This window comes from Klebsiella sp. MS 92-3 (assembly GCF_000195655.1).
GTDB classification, from domain to species: domain Bacteria; phylum Pseudomonadota; class Gammaproteobacteria; order Enterobacterales; family Enterobacteriaceae; genus Klebsiella; species Klebsiella pneumoniae.
On the sequence record NZ_GL882815.1, the window covers coordinates 128,758 to 145,526 of the forward strand.

Genomic DNA, 16,769 nt, shown 5'->3' on the forward strand with positions numbered 1-16,769 from the left:
CACCCCCCCCCCCCCCGGGGGGGGGGGGCTGTGGCGCTTCTGAGTCCCATAACTGATGCTGTTTAACATTCAATAAACAGAAGCGAAATGTATATATAACTTGTTTAAGGGGATGTCAACGTCCGAATCGCTCCCCCTTTGCCGTCGTGTATTCTCCCCATGAACAGCGCGTTTAGCAACACGGCTGCCTGTCAGGATCCCCTTGCCAACAGCGGCGCTTCGACGTGGCATTCGCCTTGTTGCCGTCAACCGGACGCCGCTGGTGAAAATATACCCGGCCGGGTAAGGAACCTTTCATCCGACACCGTGCCTAATGATCTGCATACGCACTTTCTGAGGCACCGCCATGACCAGCATTTTTATCTCAACCACCCTGTTCGCCCTCTTCGCGTCGATGTTGATCGGCCTGGGAATGGTGTGGAAAAGCATTTCCAACAATCCTGATAACTGATTCTGTTGTACGCCGTTGCTGTTCACCCTCCGCAGCGGCGGGTCTACCCCGCCCCTTTTTATCAATGACCACCCCAGGTTTCGCTCAGGCGCAATCTCCTCAAGGACCCGCGCCTGCAAAAGGTATTTTTGAAAAAGCAATTCATACAGTGAATAAGTAACTCTGATTAATATATTTGAGACCAGAATTAACGCATGCAATATAAGCAATTTAAGCAGTTTGTGCCAAATTAGCGGTCATGCCCGCGCAACGCTAAAAAATAAGTCATTGATTAATATACCATTAATTTTACTCGCCAGCTCAAAGTCCAAAATTAGACTCATTGCATTTGTTGATTATTAGAAATATCCTAAAGGCATACGCATTTAATGTTCTCCACTTTAAATGCATGACAACTTTCACGATCGCCATGACTATGCCTGATATTTTAATTAACACTGAAAACATATTTCTTAATCGCGGAATTTGCGAACTGCTTAGCGAGATCGCGAAAGAAGAACACATCCGTGAACCGTATTCCGTTGTAGACTATTCCACAGATATATTAGGTCCGATTGATATGCTGTTCACAGAAATGGCCGCTGGTGAACATTATCTATGCCACCCGTTTTTCAAAAAACTTCCTCCGCACACGTCTATTTTTATTTTCGTCGCCACCGACAGCGCTTTGCAGGTTGAACAGTTACCACTTTGTCTACGCGATGCCACTTTTATCAGCATGAACAGCGACTTGCGCCGCGTAAAAAATCAGATTGCAAAACGTCTGACGGAGTCGACAACATCTAGTTGCGGTGGGCTGGAAAAAGACAGCAGACGCTGTGTCAAATGCCCTCGGTTAACCTTGACCAAATCACAACTTTATATTATCGATGCGATCAGAACGGGAATGAACAATCAGCAGATAGCGCAAGAACTGGGCATCAGCCATAAGACGGTCTTCTCTCACAAAATCAATATTATGAAAAAATTCCAAATAGCTACCAAACAAGAGTTAACGAGATTCTCATCTGTTGCTCTTGCGCTTTCCGCAGGAAGGATCGGTTAACGTCGGAATTTATTAAAGCGCATCTTCATTTTTCTTCTTTCTCTAACATAGGACAGGCCAAAAAACAAAGATGTAAACAATAACACCACCGCCAGGACTAATAATAGTAAGTTACTCATAACAACCTTTTAAAAGATAAAGATGATTTTTTAAATAATAAGGGGTGGATGTTTTCAAATACAACCCAGCGACAACCATTTCAGACAAAGGTAAAACTCCGTGCGATAATTCTGAAAGATAATAAAAAGAGTAAAAACGATTTCCTTTATCAGACAGGCGTTAGGGTAATAACGATGAAGCATAAACGGACAATGCCAGGCCTAACGCCCAGCGTGTACTGTCGCGACGTCAGGCAAGATGACGGCCTGAAATAATGGTCTACTGACGTGGAAGGAGCGTGGTATTTGGGCAGGTGAAAACACCGTTTTGCAGCTGTTCTATACTGTTAGTCAGACATCACGCTGGAGGTGGCTATGTGCGGACGTTTTGCGCAAGCGCAAAGCCGGGAGGAATACCTGGCGCATCTCGTGGAAGCGGCCGAACGAGATATTGCCTGGGACCCGGCGCCTATCGGGCGCTATAACGTCGCGCCCGGGACAAAAGTTTTACTCCTCAATGAACGCGATGAGCAACTCCATCTCGATGCCGTTTACTGGGGCTATGCGCCAGGATGGTGGGATAAACCGCCGCTGATTAATGCCCGGGTTGAGACTGCAGCCTCCAGCAGGATGTTCAAGCCGCTGTGGGAGCACGGACGGGCGATCTGCTTCGCCGACGGCTGGTTTGAGTGGAAAAAGGAAGGAAATAAAAAGCAGCCATACTTTATCCAGCGTAAGGATGGCCAGCCAATTTTTATGGCCGCGATTGGTCGGACTCCGTTCGAACGTGGGGACCATGCCGAAGGATTCTTGATCGTGACGGCCGCCGCCGATCGCGGTCTTGTCGATATTCATGACCGTCGGCCGTTGGTCCTGGCGCCTGAAGCCGCCCGGGAATGGATGAGGCAGGATGTCACCGGCGCGGAAGCGGCGGAGATTGCCAGTGACGGAGCCGTTTCCGCCGACGATTTTACCTGGCACCCGGTAACGCGGGCGGTCGGCAATGTGAAAAATCAGGGGCCCGAATTACTTGCCCCTCTCAGCCCATGACAAACGTAATCAAAGCGGCGGATAACGCATCATATTCAGCGAAGAGATAATTAAATTTTATACCGCCCTGGAGTAGTGCCGAACATCCGACGGAACAAGGCTATGAAGGCACTCACATTGTCATATCCCAGATCCAGCGCTATCGCCGTCACTGGCTTGCCGGCAGCCAGTAGCTCAAGAGCCCTGAGTAAGCGTATCCGCTGTCGCCATTCATTGAAGCTAAAACCCGTTTCGGCTCGGAATCGTCGCGTGAGCGTGCGTGATGACATGCCGGCCCAGGCTGCCCATTCTTCCAACCTGCGCCCGTCGTCCGGGTTTGCTGACAGCGCCTGCGCGATTCTGAGCAATCGGCTATCTTGCGGCATTGGAAGCCCAAGATTAACCCTGGGAAGGGAACCAATTTCATCAAGAATAACGCCAGCTAAACGTTTTTGGGACGCATTAAGCTCTACACCTTGCCATGCAGCCGCTCGCGTTATCGCTTCACGCAGCAGATTTGTCATTGAGAGAACAGATGGCTTATCAGGTAGCTCGCCACAGGCTTTGGCAGAAACATAAACACTCCATCCTGAATATGGACCGTGCGAGCGCAGGCCGTGCGGAACACCTGGCGGTATCCAGACGGCATGTGTTGCCGGTACCACCCAGCGACAATCACCGCCATCGACCGTAAGTAGCCCACGTATGGCACCGATTAACTGCCCACAGCTGTGATGGTGGCGTGGAGTCTCCCGTATTACCTCAGACTGACGTACCGCGACGAGTAAAGTGGGTCCCTGGGGTGAAAACACCGGTTCGAATGGAATCAATGGATCGTGCATATTGGCGTGTTTGAGGTGTTTAATGTCTTTTATACCGTACTGAAGCCAGTTAGTCGATTGTAAAGTATTCATCACTTTCACAGAGGACTAACCATCAAAATGATTACTATTACTAGGGTATTGGATGACATTATCAACCACCAACAGATACCACTGGATCGGATACTCAGTCGCTATTTTAGTCCCGGTTATCGGCAGCGCACTGATAACAAGTGGGAAGGATTAGATGGCTTTGCTCAGCATGCGCGTAGACTCCGGGAAATTATCGCCTTCGCTAAAATTGAGTTACATGACGAACTTCGTAACGGGAATCTTTATGCCACAAGGCATCGCGTTCTGTGCACCAGGCGCAGCGGAGAAGAGGTGGACATGGAAGTTTATATGTTCGCTGAAATAGATGATTCCGGGCGCTTCATTCGTATCGAAGAAGCCACGCTAATGCTTAAAGGGAGAGAGAGCGATAAAGATTTAGGCAGCGTGAGGTAAAAGAAATATAAGGTTACGACTAGATCAGACAAAAAACCGGGCAGCGCGCCCGGTTATCTTGTCAGACTAAAATTGCCCTACGCACTCAACCCGCGATTTTTCAGCATCGGCTCAATCTGCGGATCGTGTCCGCGCCACTGGCGATACAGTTCAGCTAAATCAGTGCTGTTCCCGCGTGATAAAATCGCCTCACGGAAACGCTGACCGTTCTCACGGGTCAAACCGCCCTGCTCCACGAACCATTGATAGCCGTCGTCGGCCAGCATCTGGGTCCACAGATAGGCGTAATAGCCTGCCGCATAGCCGCCGCCGAAGATATGGGAGAAATAGCTGCTGCGATAGCGCGGGGGGACCGCCGCCAGATCCAGGTTCTCTTCCCGAAGCACCAGCTGCTCAAACGCGTCCACCTCCTCCGGTAATGCCGAGGTCGACAGGCTATGCCACCGCATATCGAGTAACGCAGCAGCCAACAGCTCGCTCATGTCGTACCCTTTATTGAAGGTTGCCGCACGCAACATATTGTCGCGTAGCGCCTGCGGCATCGGCTCCCCGGACTGGTAGTGCTTCGCGTAGTGGGCAAACACCTGCGGCTGGCTGGCCCAGTGTTCGAAGATCTGCGAAGGAAATTCGACAAAATCGCGCGGCGTATTGGTCCCCGAGAGACTGGCGTAGCGCTGGCTGGCGAACAGCCCATGCAGGGTATGGCCGAACTCATGAAACAGGGTGATCACCTCATCCCACGACAGCAGCGCGCTCTGCCCTGCCTGCGGACGGAGGTAGTTGCAGACATTGTAGATAACCGGGCGCTGCGCGCGCAGAGTCGACTGTTCGACAAACACATCCATCCATGCGCCGCCGCTCTTTGAGTCACGAGCGTAGTAGTCACCGTAAAACAGCGCCATCCCTTCGCCGTTGTGATCGAAGATCTCCCAGACCCGCACATCCGGGTGATAGACCGGTATATCAAAGCGCTCAACAAAGCGCAGCCCAAAGAGCTGCGTTGCCGTCCAGAAGACGCCGTCGTGCAGCACCCGCTCGAGGGCAAAATAGGGTTTGAGCTGCGCGTCATCAATGGCGTAGGCAGCCCGCCGCACCTGCTCGCTGTAGTAAAGCCAGTCCCATGCCGTCGCGCGAAAACCCCCGCCTTCGTTGTCGATCACCTGCTGGATGTCCGCCAGCTCTCGTTCCGCCCGCGCCCGCGCCGCCGGCGCGATCTGACGCATAAAGCCCAATGCCTCCGCCGGGGAAGCCGCCATTTGATCGGTCAGCGCCCAGCTGGCGTAATCAGCGGCTCCCAACAGCTCAGCCTGCTGCGCACGGATCGCCGCCAGCCGCAGTACCAGGTCACGCGTATCATGCTCATCGCCCTGCTGATTGCGGGTCCAGCCGGCGGCGAAGAGATTCTCCCGCGTTTGCCGGTCGCGCAGCGCAAGCAGCTGTGGCTGCTGGGTGGTATTGGTCAGCGTCAGCAACCAGCGGTCGCTAAGCCCTCTTTCACGCGCTGCGTCAGCCGCCGCCGCTATCTCCTCATCGCTCAGGCCAGCCAGTTGATGCCGGTAATCAACCACCAGGCCGCCGCTTTTTGCCGCTCCCAGCAGTCGCTGCTGGAACTGACTTTGCAGCGTAGCCGCTTCGGTGTTCAGTGTGCGCAGCGCCGCCTGCTGCTCGGGAGCCAGCGTCGCCCCGGCGTGAACAAAACGTTGCCACGTCAGGGTCAGGAGACGATAGGACTCGCTGTCCAGCGCCAGCGCGTCGCGCTGCTCGTAGACGCTGTTCACGCGCTGAAACAAGGCCGCATTAAGCCAGATGTCATTCCCCAGCTCGGCGAGTTCGGCGGAAAATTGTTCATCCAGTGATTGAATATAAGGATTGGTATGGGCGCCAGCCATGGCGAAAAAGACCCGCGTCACCCGCGCCAGCAGCTGACCACTCTGCTCCAGCGCCTCGAGCGTGTTGGCGAAACTGGCCGGCTGCGGATTGTCGATAATAGCGCGAATTTCGGCCCGCTGCTGCCGGACGCCCTCATCAAACGCCGGGCGATAGTGGCTGTCGTCAATCACATCGAACGGCGGCGCCTGGTAAGGCAACGTACTGACGCTAAAAAAGGGGTTTCGTTCGGACATCTTTCTCTCCTGTACAGGCTAATGCTGTAAGATTAGGCCTCTCCTTAAGGGGTCGCAATGATTTCCGTTACCGGTCGCCGCCTGTGCGTGCTATGGTATGAAAACACAAAAAGCGTTGAGGAACAGTAAGATGATTATCATGGTCACCGGCGCCACCGCCGGTTTTGGTGAAAGTATTACTCGCCGTTTTATCGCTAACGGTCATAAAGTGATTGCCACCGGTCGTCGTGAAGAGCGCCTGAAGACGCTGAAAGACGAGCTGGGCGATAACCTTTATATCGCGCAACTTGACGTCCGCAACCGCGCCGCCATTGAGACGCTGATTGCTGACCTGCCGGCCGAGTGGCAGGCTATCGATGTGCTGGTGAACAACGCCGGCCTGGCGCTTGGTCTGGAGCCGGCGCACCGCGCCAGTGTGGAAGACTGGGAAGATATGATCGACACCAATAATAAAGGGCTGGTGTACATGACCCGCGCCGTGCTGCCGGGGATGGTGGAGCGCAATCGCGGCCATATCATCAATATCGGCTCTACGGCAGGCAGCTGGCCTTACGCCGGCGGAAACGTCTATGGGGCGACCAAAGCCTTTGTCCGTCAGTTTAGCCTCAATCTTCGTACCGACCTGCACGGCACCGCGGTGCGCGTGACCGACATCGAGCCGGGTCTGGTGGGCGGCACCGAGTTTTCTAACGTCCGCTTTAAGGGCGATGACGCTAAAGCCGAAAAAGCTTACGAAAATACCCAAGCGCTAACGCCGGAAGATGTGACCGAGGCGGTCTGGTGGGTCGCCACCCTGCCGAAACATGTCAACATCAACACCCTGGAGATGATGCCGGTGAGTCAGAGCTTTGCCGGACTCAGCGTTCACCGCCAGGGCTAACCGTCAGCCACCCGGCCTGCGGGCCGGGTATGGGCGGAAACGCAAAAAACGCGTAAAATAGTGCGCATAACCCCCTAAAAAGTAACCATCAATGGCCGCAGAATCGCAACTGAATCCGACGCAACCCGTCAATCAGCAAATTTATCGCATCCTCCGCCGGGATATCGTTCACTGCCTGATCCCGCCTGGTACACCGCTGTCGGAGAAAGAAGTCTCCGTGCGTTTTGCGGTGTCTCGTCAGCCGGTGCGCGAAGCCTTCATTAAGCTGGCGGAAAACGGACTTATCCAGATTCGTCCCCAGCGCGGTAGCTACGTCAATAAAATCTCATTGTCGCAGGTGCGTAATGGTTGCTTCGTCCGCCAGGCGATCGAGTGCGCGGTGGTTCGCCGTGCCGCCGGCATGATTAACGAAGAGCAACTTTATCAGCTGGAACAGAATCTTCACCAGCAGCGTATTGCCGTTGATCGGCAGCAGTTAAACGACTTTTTCCTGCTCGATGATGAATTTCACCAGAAGCTGTCGATTATTGCCGACTGTCAGCTGGCCTGGGAGACAGTGGAAAATATTAAAGCCGCCATCGATCGCGTCCGCTATATGAGTCTGGACCATGTCACCTCTCCTGAGATGCTTCTGCGCCAGCATCATGAGATTTTCACCGCGCTGGAAAAACGCGATGCCGAGGCGGTAGAAAAAGCCATGAGTATCCATTTGCATGAAATCAGCGAATCCGTACTGCTGATTCGCCAGGAGAACCGCGACTGGTTTAGTGAAGAATAAGAGTCAGACGGCTGCCGGCATGGCCGACGCAGCCGTCGTCATTGAAGGGATTATCTAACGACCAATACCGGCGTTTTGGCGTAGCGCAGAATTGACTCGGCGTTGGAGCCCAGCAGATGGGTGGAGATCCCTGGTTTGCGGGAACCAATCACAATGACATCGAACTCTTCGTTGTTACTGATAGCCAGAATTTCGTCACGCACGTTGCCAAAGACTACGCGGGTATGGATCCGCGTCATGGGGATGGCGAACAGTCGCGCCACCTCGCGCATTTTTTTCTCCGACTCTTCTTCCATATAGGCTTCAAACTTACGAATATCCGCCGTAAAACCGCGCAATAGCGAACGGCTGCTGTTCGGCAGAACGTTGAGCAAGGTGATCTCGCCATTTTCGGCCGAAGCGAGAAATTCCGCGTGACGCACCGCTTTATCGCTTAAATCCATTTCAAAGACATCAACAGGCAATAAAATTTTTTTATACATGGCCCGTACTCCTTTTGCAGAGAAAGTTCTTTTTCAATAACTTAACTATGCCATTATTGCGGTGAAATACCAGTCATTGTTCGGAAAAATAACAGCTAATTATCTTTAGTAAATCAGGGAAATATAGAGTTATGTATAGACATTGCGTTCGATCATATTCTGCGTCTGCTAAAACCGATCGCTAGCAAAAAATAGACATCAGCGGAGTATCGTAGAAATAACTGAAGAGCCGGTGTCGACCCCGGGACCGACACCGGAAAAAGATTATTGCGCGGCGGCCCACGCGGCGACGGTAGCTTTAGCCCCCTGCCGCTGCAGCGCTAAGTAGGCGCGGGTCACCGCCGTGACAAAGCGTGACTCCTGCGGCAGTTCGACGCCGAAAATAGCCTCAATACCCAGCAGCGCTTTGACTCGCGCTTCGCCATCGGCGCTGGCAGCCACCGCTTGCTGGATAACCGGCAACAACGGGTCGCATATCTCGATTGACTGGCCCGCATCGTCAACGCCGCCAACGTAACGCATCCACCCTGCCACGCCCAGCGCCAGCAGTGTAAAATCACGCTGATGCACCAGATGCCAGCGTATGGAGTCCAGCATGCGCTGGGGCAACTTCTGGCTGCCGTCCATGGCTATCTGCCAGGTGCGGTGCTTCAGCGCCGGATTGCAGTAACGGTCAATCAGCAAACTGGCATAGCGTGACAGATCCACCCCCTGCACCTTCAGCGTTGGTGCTTGTTCGTCCAGCATCAACGACAGCGCCGCGCGACGGTAGTTATCGTCCTGCATACAGTCGTTGATATGCTGATAACCGGCCAGATAGCCGAGATAAGCGAGGAACGAATGGCTACCATTGAGCATTCTCAGCTTCATCTCTTCGAAAGGCACCACGTCGGTGACCAGTTCCGCTCCCGCTTTCTCCCACTGCGGACGTCCGGCAACAAAGTTATCCTCAATCACCCACTGACGGAAAGGTTCGCAGGCCACCCCGGCCGGGTCGCGCACCCCGGTCAGCTGGGTAATTTTATCGAGGGTTTCGGCAGTCACCGCCGGGACAATCCGGTCCACCATGGTCGACGGAAAGGTGACATTCTGCTCTATCCATGCGGCAAGATCCTCGTCCAGAGCCCGGGCGTAGGCGCAGACGACGTTGCGCATCACGTGACCATTTTCCGGCATGTTATCGCAGGACATCACGGTAAAAGCAGGCAGGCCGGCCGCCCGGCGGCGAGATAAGGCCTCCACCACTACCCCCGCCGCCGATTTTGGCTGGTGCGGGTTATGCAAATCGGCGGCGATCAGCGGGTGATCGAGCTGCAGTTCGCCGCTGGCTGGCGAATGGCAATAGCCTTTCTCAGTAATCGTCAGGGAGACAATGGCCACCTGTGGCTGACACATCGCCGCCAGCACCGCTTCGAGACCATCAACCCCGGCGTGCAGCGCCTTCTTCACCACACCAACCACGCGCGCGGTCCAGGCGTCGGCGGACATTTCGGCGACGGTATACAGCAGATCCTGCTGCTGGAGATCGGCGATCTGCTGCTCGCCGCCAATCAGATTAACTTCGGTGTAGCCCCAGTCGCTGCCGTGCTCGCTGGCCAGTATATCGGCATACACAGCCTGATGAGCGCGATGAAACGCGCCAAAACCAAGATGAACGATACGGGGGATCAGTGCGCTGCGATCGTAGGTCGGCAGCGTGGCGTTAGCGGTTAAGAGGGTGTTTTCCATGATGACTCTCGTTGTTATGTAGCCCATCAACCATTCTCAGGGAGAACTCTCGAGGAGAATGCCTTTGTGCCTCAACCATCTCACGCAATTGGTATAACATCTTTGATTTCTGTCAACTACCATACAAGAAGATCTCGCCTGATAAAGCACGGGGCACGTGGCTGCAATCGCCGCAGTGACAGGATAGCGCAGGAGAAGAACATGGCGGCCGCGCGTCCCTGCGGGCCTGCTGTTGACGAATCGCCGAGCGTTGTTAATCGATGCGAGTTTTGACGATAAAGAAGTAGCACAGCGCCCCGGTAAAGGTCACCCCGGCGGCGATCACCAGCGCCAGATTGAAAGAGTGAGTCGTATCCACTACCCAGCCGGTCACGATCGGCGCGAAGGAGGCAAACACAAAGCTGCCGAAGTTCTGGATCGCCGCCACCGAAGCCACTTTATGCTCCGCCACCATTACCTGCACCAGCCCCCAGGCGGACGTCCCGGCAAAATGAACGCAAAACAGCGCCATGGAGATAAAAGCCACCGCCTGGGCTGGCGTGGACGATTGAACCACCAGCAAGGTGCCCAGCGCCGACAGCACCAGACCGATAACAATCGCCGTTTTGCGGGTTTTCGCCTGATCGTAGCCTCTGCGCGCCAGGGCATCGACCACCAGGCCGTTGACCCACATCCCCACCGCCGCGGCAAGAAACGGGATCGCCGCCACCCAGCCGGTACGGGCCAGGCTTAACCCCTGCTGCGCCTGCAAATAGCCGGGCAACCAGGCGATATACAGCCAGCCGGTGTAGTTCACACCGGAAAAGCCGAGGATCATCCCCCAGGTAGTCCGCCGTTTAAACAGAGCCAGCCATTCGCTAAACTTCAGCGCCGGGCGGGCCGCCTCCTCACTGGCCAGATACTGCTGCTCCTCCTCCTGCAGGGTAAACTGCCGACGGTTACGGTAGCCCACATACCAGCACAGGCCGACCACGATCCCGGCTAAACCAATCACCACAAACATCGTTCGCCAACCCCAGGCCAACTGCATGATGACCAGGGCCGGCGGGGCGATAGCCTGGCCCAGCACCGTCGAGGAGTTGAATATTCCCACCGCCGTGCCGCGCTCTCTTTGCGCATACCAGTCGTTGATCGATTTCACGCCGGCTGGCATAAACGGCGCTTCGCCGATCCCGAGGCCAATGCGCAGCAGAATAAAATGCGAGAACGAATTGACCATCCCGGTCAGGGCCTGCATCGCGGACCAGAAAATCAGCCCGGCGCCCAGCACAATCCGTGGCCCCAGGCGATCCAACAAAATACCGGAGGGCAGTTGCGCGAAGCCGTAGGAGAGCGAAAAGGCGGAGAGCAGCACCCCAAACTCGGTGGCGCTAAGGCCCAGGTCGGCGCGTATCGCCTCCCCGGCGACGCTCAGCGAAGAGCGGTCAAGAAAGTTGACGATACCGGCGATAAACAGCAGCGTCAGGGTGATCTTCTGCACCCGACGGATGCGTAACGGCGTCGCCCCGGTCCGGGCGGCAAGAGTCTCGATAGCCATCGTTGTTCCTTACAGAGTCATACTTAAATAGGATGTCTGATAAGTAAGGCAACAGGTCGACTACCATACAAGAATTAGGGTTGAAAAAAGCGGCAGGGATCACACATGACGGGCTTAGGCCCGTCCCCACCCCGCCACGATGATTAGCATGCCGCACAGGGCGATGGCCGCGCCCGCCCAGTCATAATGGGTTAATTTGACCCCATCAACGACCCGCAGCCAGAGCAATGCGGTACAAACGTACACCCCACCGTAGGCGGCATATACCCGCCCGCTGGCGGCCGGATGGAGCGTCAGGAGCCAGACGAATAGCGCCAGCGCCAGGGCGGTGGGGATCAGCAGCAGCGGCGTTGCCCCGCGCTTGAGCCATAGCCACGGTAGATAACAGCCGACGATTTCACACAGAGCGGTAGCAAAGAACAGCAGCGTTGTTTTGAGCATTAAAAGATTCGTAAAAGAGACAAAGCGTTGAACTATTCTACGCGATAATAGCTTCTGCCCCACGCTGTTTTGCCGGCTATGCCCGACAAAAGAGCTGTAGTAAACTGAATCTGAGGGTTAACCCATCACTTAAAGGAAATCGTGATGAACATGACACTGAACAAACGCTGGTGCCTGACCGCCATTCTGGCGTTAAGCGCTGTGGTCTACACCTCCAGCTCCTATGCCGCCACCGACCGGCTGGTGATTGAATCTGGCGACAGCGCGCAGAGCCGTCAGCAGGCGTCGATGGAAAAAGAGCAATGGAACGACACCCGCAGCCTGCGCCAGAAGGTGAACAAACGGGCGGAAAAAGAGTGGGATAAAGCCGATGTCGCTTTCGACGCGCAGGATAACTGCCAGAAGAGCGCCAACGTCAATGCCTACTGGGAGCCAAACACCCTGCGCTGTCTTGACCGTCGCACCGGCCGCGCGATCAATCCCTGAGCCGCTCCCTAACCACGCTGGCGCCTGCGGGCGCCGCCTTTCTGTAATCCCTTTTCCGTTTTGACCACAGGAATCTCCATGACCGACGCGCTACACGTCAAACTCCGCCCGCTTGAGCGCGAAGATTTGCGCTTCGTCCACCAGCTCGATAACAACGCCAGCGTCATGCGCTACTGGTTTGAAGAGCCGTACGAGGCCTTCGTTGAGCTCTCCGATCTGTACGACAAACATATTCACGATCAAAGCGAGCGCCGCTTTGTCATCGAATGCAATGGCGATAAAGCCGGACTGGTGGAGCTGGTTGAAATCAACCATGTGCACCGCCGGGCCGAGTTCCAGATCATCATCTCCCCCGACTTCCAGGGAAAAGGTCTCGCCACCCGCGCCGCACGTCTGGCGATGGACTATGGCTTTACCGTGCTCAATCTGTATAAGCTGTATTTAATCGTTGATAAAGAGAATGAAAAAGCGATCCATATTTACCGCAAGCTCGGCTTTATGGTCGAGGGTGAACTGATCCATGAGTTTTTCATTAACGGCGAGTACCGCAACACCATCCGCATGTGCCTGTTCCAGCACCAGTATCTGGCCGAGCACAAAACGTCCGGGCCGTCCCTGCTGAAGCCGACGGCTCAGTAATAATCGATACGGTTTTTAATGGTGTACTGGCGGGTCAGCGGCGGCTGGACGCTTTCATCGATCACCTGCAGCTCACAGCTCAGCGGATTGTCGTGATCGTCGTAGTCGCAGGTCTGACGCACCGTGCCCAGCGTGCGATCGTTGAAGGTGCTGATGGCGGTATAGTCCAATTTCTTACGCGGATCCTTTGACGGCGTTGAGGCGACGGTAAATCGCTCCTCTTTGGCGGTGGTGGTTTTTCCCAGCGGATAGCCATCGCTGTCATAGCGGTAGGTGGCGGTGGTCTCTTTGCCGCGTGCGCTGATAATAAAACCGTTATCATCCGTCTCCCAACTCACCCCGGCGGCAGGCATCTCCGCCAGCTGACACTTGCCCTGCAGGCGCAGCCGCTTCTCGTGGGTGCGCCCGTCGACGTAATAGTTGGCGTCCAGCAGCAGCGTGGCGCCGGTTTTGTTCTCCACATCTTCCAGGGTCAGCAGATCGAAACACCCTTCCCTTGAGAGCTGAGCGCTCACCTTCTTGACCACCACATCGTGTTCATCCAGCAGCGTCTGGCTAAAATCTTTCACCGGCCCGCGCAGGGGATCAAACTCAAACTCATTGGAAAAACTCGCCATTTCCGGGGTGAAGGCGTCCGGGGCGCTTTTACGGTCGCATGCCGTCAGCAGCAGCGCTGCCGGGATCAGCCAATACAATCTTTTCACAGACGATTCCTTTTGTGTACATCCGATCATATTAGCAAATACAATTGTTTACACCAGTTCTGCTATGCTTAAATCTGGATAACATCGATAAGGAGCGTAAGATGAAACTATCCCTCTGCACCGGCGCTGCGCTACTGCTGTGCTCCACGGCCGTACTGGCGGCTCCCGACTCCTGTGAACGGGTCAAAAGCGACATCCAGCAGAAGATCATCAACAATGGCGTACCGGAAACCGCCTTCAGCCTGGCCATTGTGCCAAACGATCAGGCAGACCAGCCCGGGGTTCAGGTGGTCGGTCATTGCGCCAACGACACCTTCAAAATCACCTATACGCGTAACAGCGACAGTCCCGCCGAAAACGACGCTCAGTAAGCCCTCTTCGGTTTCAAATGAAAGATCTTATCCCTGCATTGACCAGGGATAAGGTCTACTGGCTACCCATAACGTATTATCGCTCACCCCTGCGTCTGTTAATGGCACAGCGGCCCTTCTCCGTACAACATAACGATCATGGAGTGAGCAATGTCGAATCAGGAATCTCCCGGCGGCGTCAGCCGACGCGCGCTACTCAAATCCACAGCCCTCGGTTCCCTCGCGCTGGCCGCCGGCGGGCTTACCCTGCCCTTTACGCTGCGCCGCGCCGCGGCGGCGGTACAACAGGCTACCGGCGACAACACCCGCATTGTCTGGGGCGCCTGCTCGGTTAACTGCGGCTGCACGTGCGTGATGATGAAGTGGTTTACGTCGAAACGGATAACACCGGCGATGACCGCTACGGCGACCATCAGGTCCGCGCCTGCCTGCGCGGGCGTTCGATTCGCCGGCGCATCAATCATCCGGATCGCCTTAACTATCCCATGAAGCGCGTCGGCAAGCGCGGAGAAGGCAAATTTGTCCGCATCAGCTGGCAGGAGGCGCTGGATACCCTCGCCGACCGCCTGAAGAGCGTGGTAGCGCAGTATGGCAACGAAGCCGTATACATTAACTACTCTTCAGGGATCGTCGGCGGCAACATCACCCGTTCGTCGCCTTCCGCGTCGCCGGTGGCGCGTTTAATGAACTGCTACGGCGGCTCGCTTAACCAGTACGGTACCTACAGTACTGCGCAGATTGCCTGCGCCATGCCCTACACCTACGGCAGTAACGACGGCAACAGCACCTCGGATATTGAAAACAGCAAGCTGGTAGTGATGTTCGGCAACAATCCGGCGGAGACCCGGATGAGCGGCGGCGGCATTACCTGGTATCTGGAGCAGGCCCGCGAGCGCTCTAACGCGCGAATGATCGTCATCGATCCGCGCTACACCGATACCGCCGCCGGTCGGGAAGATGAGTGGATCCCCATTCGCCCCGGCACCGACGCCGCGCTGGTGGCCGGTATCGCCTGGGTGTTGATTAACGAAGATCTGGTGGACCAGCCTTTCCTTGATAAATACTGCGTTGGCTACGACGAGAAAACGCTCCCGGCCGGGGCGCCGGCGAACGGTCACTACAAAGCCTATATCCTCGGCGAGGGCGACGACGGGATCGCTAAAACGCCGCAGTGGGCCTCGCGTATTACCGGTATCCCCACCGATCGCATCATTAAGCTGGCGCGCGAAATCGGCATGAGCAAGCCGGCCTACATTTGCCAGGGCTGGGGGCCCCAGCGCCAGGCCAACGGCGAACTCACCGCCCGGGCGATCGCCATGCTGCCGATCTTAACCGGCAACGTCGGCATCAACGGCGGCAATAGCGGCGCCCGCGAATCAACCTACACCATCACCATTGAGCGCCTGCCGGTGCTGGAAAACCCGGTGAAGACCGCCATCTCCTGCTTTACCTGGACCGACGCCATCGCGCGCGGTCCAGAGATGACCGCCAGCCGCGATGGCGTACGCGGAAAAGAGAAGCTGGATGTGCCGATCAAGTTCCTGTGGAACTACGCGGGCAACACCATCATCAACCAGCACTCCGACATCAATAAGACCCACGAAATTCTGCAGGATGAAAGCAAGTGCGAAACCATTGTGGTTATCGACAACTTTATGACCTCGTCGGCGAAATACGCCGACCTGCTGCTGCCCGACCTGATGACCGTTGAGCAGGAGGATATCATTCCTAACGATTACGCCGGCAATATGGGCTATCTGATTTTTATTCAGCCCGCCACCTCAGCGAAGTTCGAACGCAAACCGATTTACTGGATCCTAAGCGAAGTGGCGAAACGACTCGGCGACGACGTGCATCAACGTTTTACCGAGGGACGTACCCAGGAACAGTGGCTGCAGTATCTGTACGCCAAAATGGTGGCGAAAGATCCGGCGCTGCCGGCCTACGAGGATCTGAAGCGAATGGGCATCTACAAGCGCAAAGACCCGAACGGCCACTTCGTCGCCTATCGCGACTTCCGGCGCGATCCTGAAGCGCATCCGCTCAAAACCCCGTCCGGCAAAATTGAAATCTACTCCAGCCGACTCGCAGAGATTGCCGCCCGCTGGCAGCTGGAGAAAGACGAAGTTATCAGCCCGCTGCCGGTCTACGCCTCCACATTTGAAGGCTGGGACGATCCGCTGCGCAGCCAGTATCCGCTGCAGCTGTTTGGTTTCCACTATAAAGCGCGCACCCATTCCAGCTACGGCAACGTTGATGTATTACAAGCGGCCTGTCGCCAGGAAGTATGGATCAATCCGCTTGACGCGGAAAAACGCGGGATTAAAAACGGCGATATGGTGCGCGTTTTTAATCAGCGCGGCGAAGTCCGGCTGCCGGCGAAAGTGACGCCACGCATCATGCCGGGGGTCTCGGCGATGGGCCAGGGCGCCTGGCACGACGCCAATATGACCGGAGATCGGATCGACCATGGCGCCTGCATGAATACCCTGACCACCCACCGCCCGTCGCCGCTGGCGAAGGGGAATCCACAGCATACCAACCTGGTCGATATCGAGAAGGTTTAAGGAGTAAACCATGAGCACGCAATATGGATTCTTTATCGACTCCGCTCGCTGTACCGGTTGCAAAACCTGCGAACTGGCCTGT

General features: G+C 55.6%; 21 protein-coding genes and 1 pseudogene. 12 read left to right on the plus strand and 10 right to left on the minus strand.

The features are described from left to right. Positions 1-294 precede the first annotated feature (294 nt). The gene (locus HMPREF9538_RS32270) at positions 295-396 is read right to left on the minus strand and encodes a hypothetical protein (RefSeq protein WP_223174880.1); all 102 of its coding nucleotides are present in this window, start codon (positions 394-396) and stop codon (positions 295-297) included. Here HMPREF9538_RS32270 and HMPREF9538_RS33210 point away from each other — a divergent pair. The 3 genes from HMPREF9538_RS33210 to HMPREF9538_RS12270 all read left to right on the plus strand — a co-directional run bounded on the left by HMPREF9538_RS33210 (position 356) and on the right by HMPREF9538_RS12270 (position 1,496). After that, a complete protein-coding gene (locus tag HMPREF9538_RS33210; RefSeq protein ID WP_271229884.1) occupies positions 356-451 on the plus strand; it encodes a YnaM/YnfT family protein in 96 nt (31 codons plus the stop codon). The two genes, HMPREF9538_RS32270 and HMPREF9538_RS33210, sit on opposite strands and share 41 nt — an antisense overlap. A 219-nt stretch (positions 452-670) precedes the next feature. Next, positions 671-793, plus strand: a complete 123-nt coding sequence (locus HMPREF9538_RS32275; protein WP_020316505.1) for a hypothetical protein — start codon at positions 671-673, stop codon at positions 791-793. Between the two features lie 67 nt (positions 794-860). Continuing rightward, complete coding sequence (locus tag HMPREF9538_RS12270) at positions 861-1,496, plus strand: helix-turn-helix transcriptional regulator (RefSeq protein ID WP_020316501.1); 636 nt, start codon at positions 861-863, stop codon at positions 1,494-1,496. Here the strand turns inward: HMPREF9538_RS12270 and HMPREF9538_RS31640 are convergent. Both HMPREF9538_RS31640 and HMPREF9538_RS32280 read right to left on the minus strand, forming a co-directional pair. After that, positions 1,493-1,615: a small membrane protein gene (locus tag HMPREF9538_RS31640; protein WP_004143611.1), complete on the minus strand. Its 123-nt coding sequence runs from the start codon at positions 1,613-1,615 to the stop codon at positions 1,493-1,495. The genes HMPREF9538_RS12270 and HMPREF9538_RS31640 overlap by 4 nt on opposite strands. 54 nt (positions 1,616-1,669) lie before the next feature. Continuing rightward, complete coding sequence (locus HMPREF9538_RS32280; protein WP_004219446.1) at positions 1,670-1,798, minus strand: hypothetical protein; 129 nt, start codon at positions 1,796-1,798, stop codon at positions 1,670-1,672. A gap of 171 nt (positions 1,799-1,969) precedes the next feature. Here HMPREF9538_RS32280 and HMPREF9538_RS12260 point away from each other — a divergent pair, with 171 nt between their 5' ends. Further along, positions 1,970-2,644 (plus strand): SOS response-associated peptidase, encoded by a 675-nt coding sequence (locus HMPREF9538_RS12260; protein ID WP_009485285.1) that lies wholly within the window; start codon positions 1,970-1,972, stop codon positions 2,642-2,644. 50 nt (positions 2,645-2,694) lie between these two features. Here the strand turns inward: HMPREF9538_RS12260 and HMPREF9538_RS30075 are convergent, their stop codons facing one another. After that, positions 2,695-3,537: an AraC family transcriptional regulator gene (locus HMPREF9538_RS30075; RefSeq protein ID WP_015958377.1), complete on the minus strand. Its 843-nt coding sequence runs from the start codon at positions 3,535-3,537 to the stop codon at positions 2,695-2,697. A 27-nt stretch (positions 3,538-3,564) separates the two neighbouring features. Here HMPREF9538_RS30075 and HMPREF9538_RS12250 point away from each other — a divergent pair, with 27 nt between their 5' ends. Next, complete coding sequence (locus tag HMPREF9538_RS12250; RefSeq protein WP_004179737.1) at positions 3,565-3,951, plus strand: nuclear transport factor 2 family protein; 387 nt, start codon at positions 3,565-3,567, stop codon at positions 3,949-3,951. Between the two features lie 77 nt (positions 3,952-4,028). On the opposite strand, the gene dcp is transcribed toward HMPREF9538_RS12250, so the two are convergent. Continuing rightward, the gene (gene dcp, locus HMPREF9538_RS12245) at positions 4,029-6,074 is read right to left on the minus strand and encodes a peptidyl-dipeptidase Dcp (RefSeq protein ID WP_009485287.1); all 2,046 of its coding nucleotides are present in this window, start codon (positions 6,072-6,074) and stop codon (positions 4,029-4,031) included. 130 nt (positions 6,075-6,204) lie between these two features. On the opposite strand from dcp, the gene ydfG reads away from it, so the two are divergent. Then, positions 6,205-6,954, plus strand: a complete 750-nt coding sequence (ydfG, locus tag HMPREF9538_RS12240; protein ID WP_002903733.1) for a bifunctional NADP-dependent 3-hydroxy acid dehydrogenase/3-hydroxypropionate dehydrogenase YdfG — start codon at positions 6,205-6,207, stop codon at positions 6,952-6,954. Between the two features lie 91 nt (positions 6,955-7,045). Beyond that, positions 7,046-7,732, plus strand: coding sequence for a GntR family transcriptional regulator (locus HMPREF9538_RS12235; RefSeq protein WP_002903730.1), 687 nt, complete (start codon positions 7,046-7,048; stop codon positions 7,730-7,732). A gap of 50 nt (positions 7,733-7,782) precedes the next feature. On the opposite strand, the gene HMPREF9538_RS12230 is transcribed toward HMPREF9538_RS12235, so the two are convergent. From HMPREF9538_RS12230 to HMPREF9538_RS12215, 4 genes are all read right to left on the minus strand, one after another. Further along, complete coding sequence (locus tag HMPREF9538_RS12230; RefSeq protein WP_004176285.1) at positions 7,783-8,214, minus strand: universal stress protein; 432 nt, start codon at positions 8,212-8,214, stop codon at positions 7,783-7,785. 264 nt (positions 8,215-8,478) lie between these two features. Further along, positions 8,479-9,942 carry a mannitol dehydrogenase family protein gene (locus HMPREF9538_RS12225; protein WP_015958376.1) on the minus strand — a complete coding sequence of 488 codons (1,464 nt, stop codon included), beginning with the start codon at positions 9,940-9,942 and terminating at the stop codon, positions 8,479-8,481. A 253-nt stretch (positions 9,943-10,195) separates the two neighbouring features. Next, entirely contained in the window at positions 10,196-11,479 is a 1,284-nt protein-coding gene (locus tag HMPREF9538_RS12220; RefSeq protein ID WP_009485289.1) for an MFS transporter, read from the minus strand. Between the two features lie 114 nt (positions 11,480-11,593). Next, positions 11,594-11,956, minus strand: a complete 363-nt coding sequence (locus HMPREF9538_RS12215; protein ID WP_004219442.1) for a YnfA family protein — start codon at positions 11,954-11,956, stop codon at positions 11,594-11,596. A gap of 108 nt (positions 11,957-12,064) precedes the next feature. Between HMPREF9538_RS12215 and HMPREF9538_RS12210 the strand changes: the two genes are divergently transcribed. Together HMPREF9538_RS12210 and speG are read left to right on the plus strand one after the other, a co-directional pair. Then, positions 12,065-12,406 (plus strand): DUF1283 family protein, encoded by a 342-nt coding sequence (locus tag HMPREF9538_RS12210; RefSeq protein WP_002903720.1) that lies wholly within the window; start codon positions 12,065-12,067, stop codon positions 12,404-12,406. 78 nt (positions 12,407-12,484) lie between these two features. Continuing rightward, positions 12,485-13,045, plus strand: a complete 561-nt coding sequence (gene speG / locus HMPREF9538_RS12205; RefSeq protein ID WP_004179730.1) for a spermidine N1-acetyltransferase — start codon at positions 12,485-12,487, stop codon at positions 13,043-13,045. Here the strand turns inward: speG and HMPREF9538_RS12200 are convergent. Then, positions 13,039-13,749, minus strand: coding sequence for a YnfC family lipoprotein (locus tag HMPREF9538_RS12200; RefSeq protein WP_020316504.1), 711 nt, complete (start codon positions 13,747-13,749; stop codon positions 13,039-13,041). The genes speG and HMPREF9538_RS12200 overlap by 7 nt on opposite strands. A 101-nt stretch (positions 13,750-13,850) precedes the next feature. Between HMPREF9538_RS12200 and HMPREF9538_RS12195 the strand changes: the two genes are divergently transcribed. The 3 genes and pseudogenes from HMPREF9538_RS12195 to HMPREF9538_RS30080 all read left to right on the plus strand — a co-directional run. Beyond that, positions 13,851-14,120 (plus strand): DUF1161 domain-containing protein, encoded by a 270-nt coding sequence (locus HMPREF9538_RS12195; RefSeq protein ID WP_002903714.1) that lies wholly within the window; start codon positions 13,851-13,853, stop codon positions 14,118-14,120. Positions 14,121-14,270: 150 nt separating this feature from the next. Continuing rightward, positions 14,271-16,687, plus strand: a pseudogene (ynfE, locus tag HMPREF9538_RS12190) (selenate/tellurate reductase subunit YnfE). A 10-nt stretch (positions 16,688-16,697) separates the two neighbouring features. Next, positions 16,698-16,769 (plus strand): 4Fe-4S binding protein (locus HMPREF9538_RS30080; protein ID WP_171805140.1); only part of this gene is annotated, 72 nt, incomplete at its 3' end.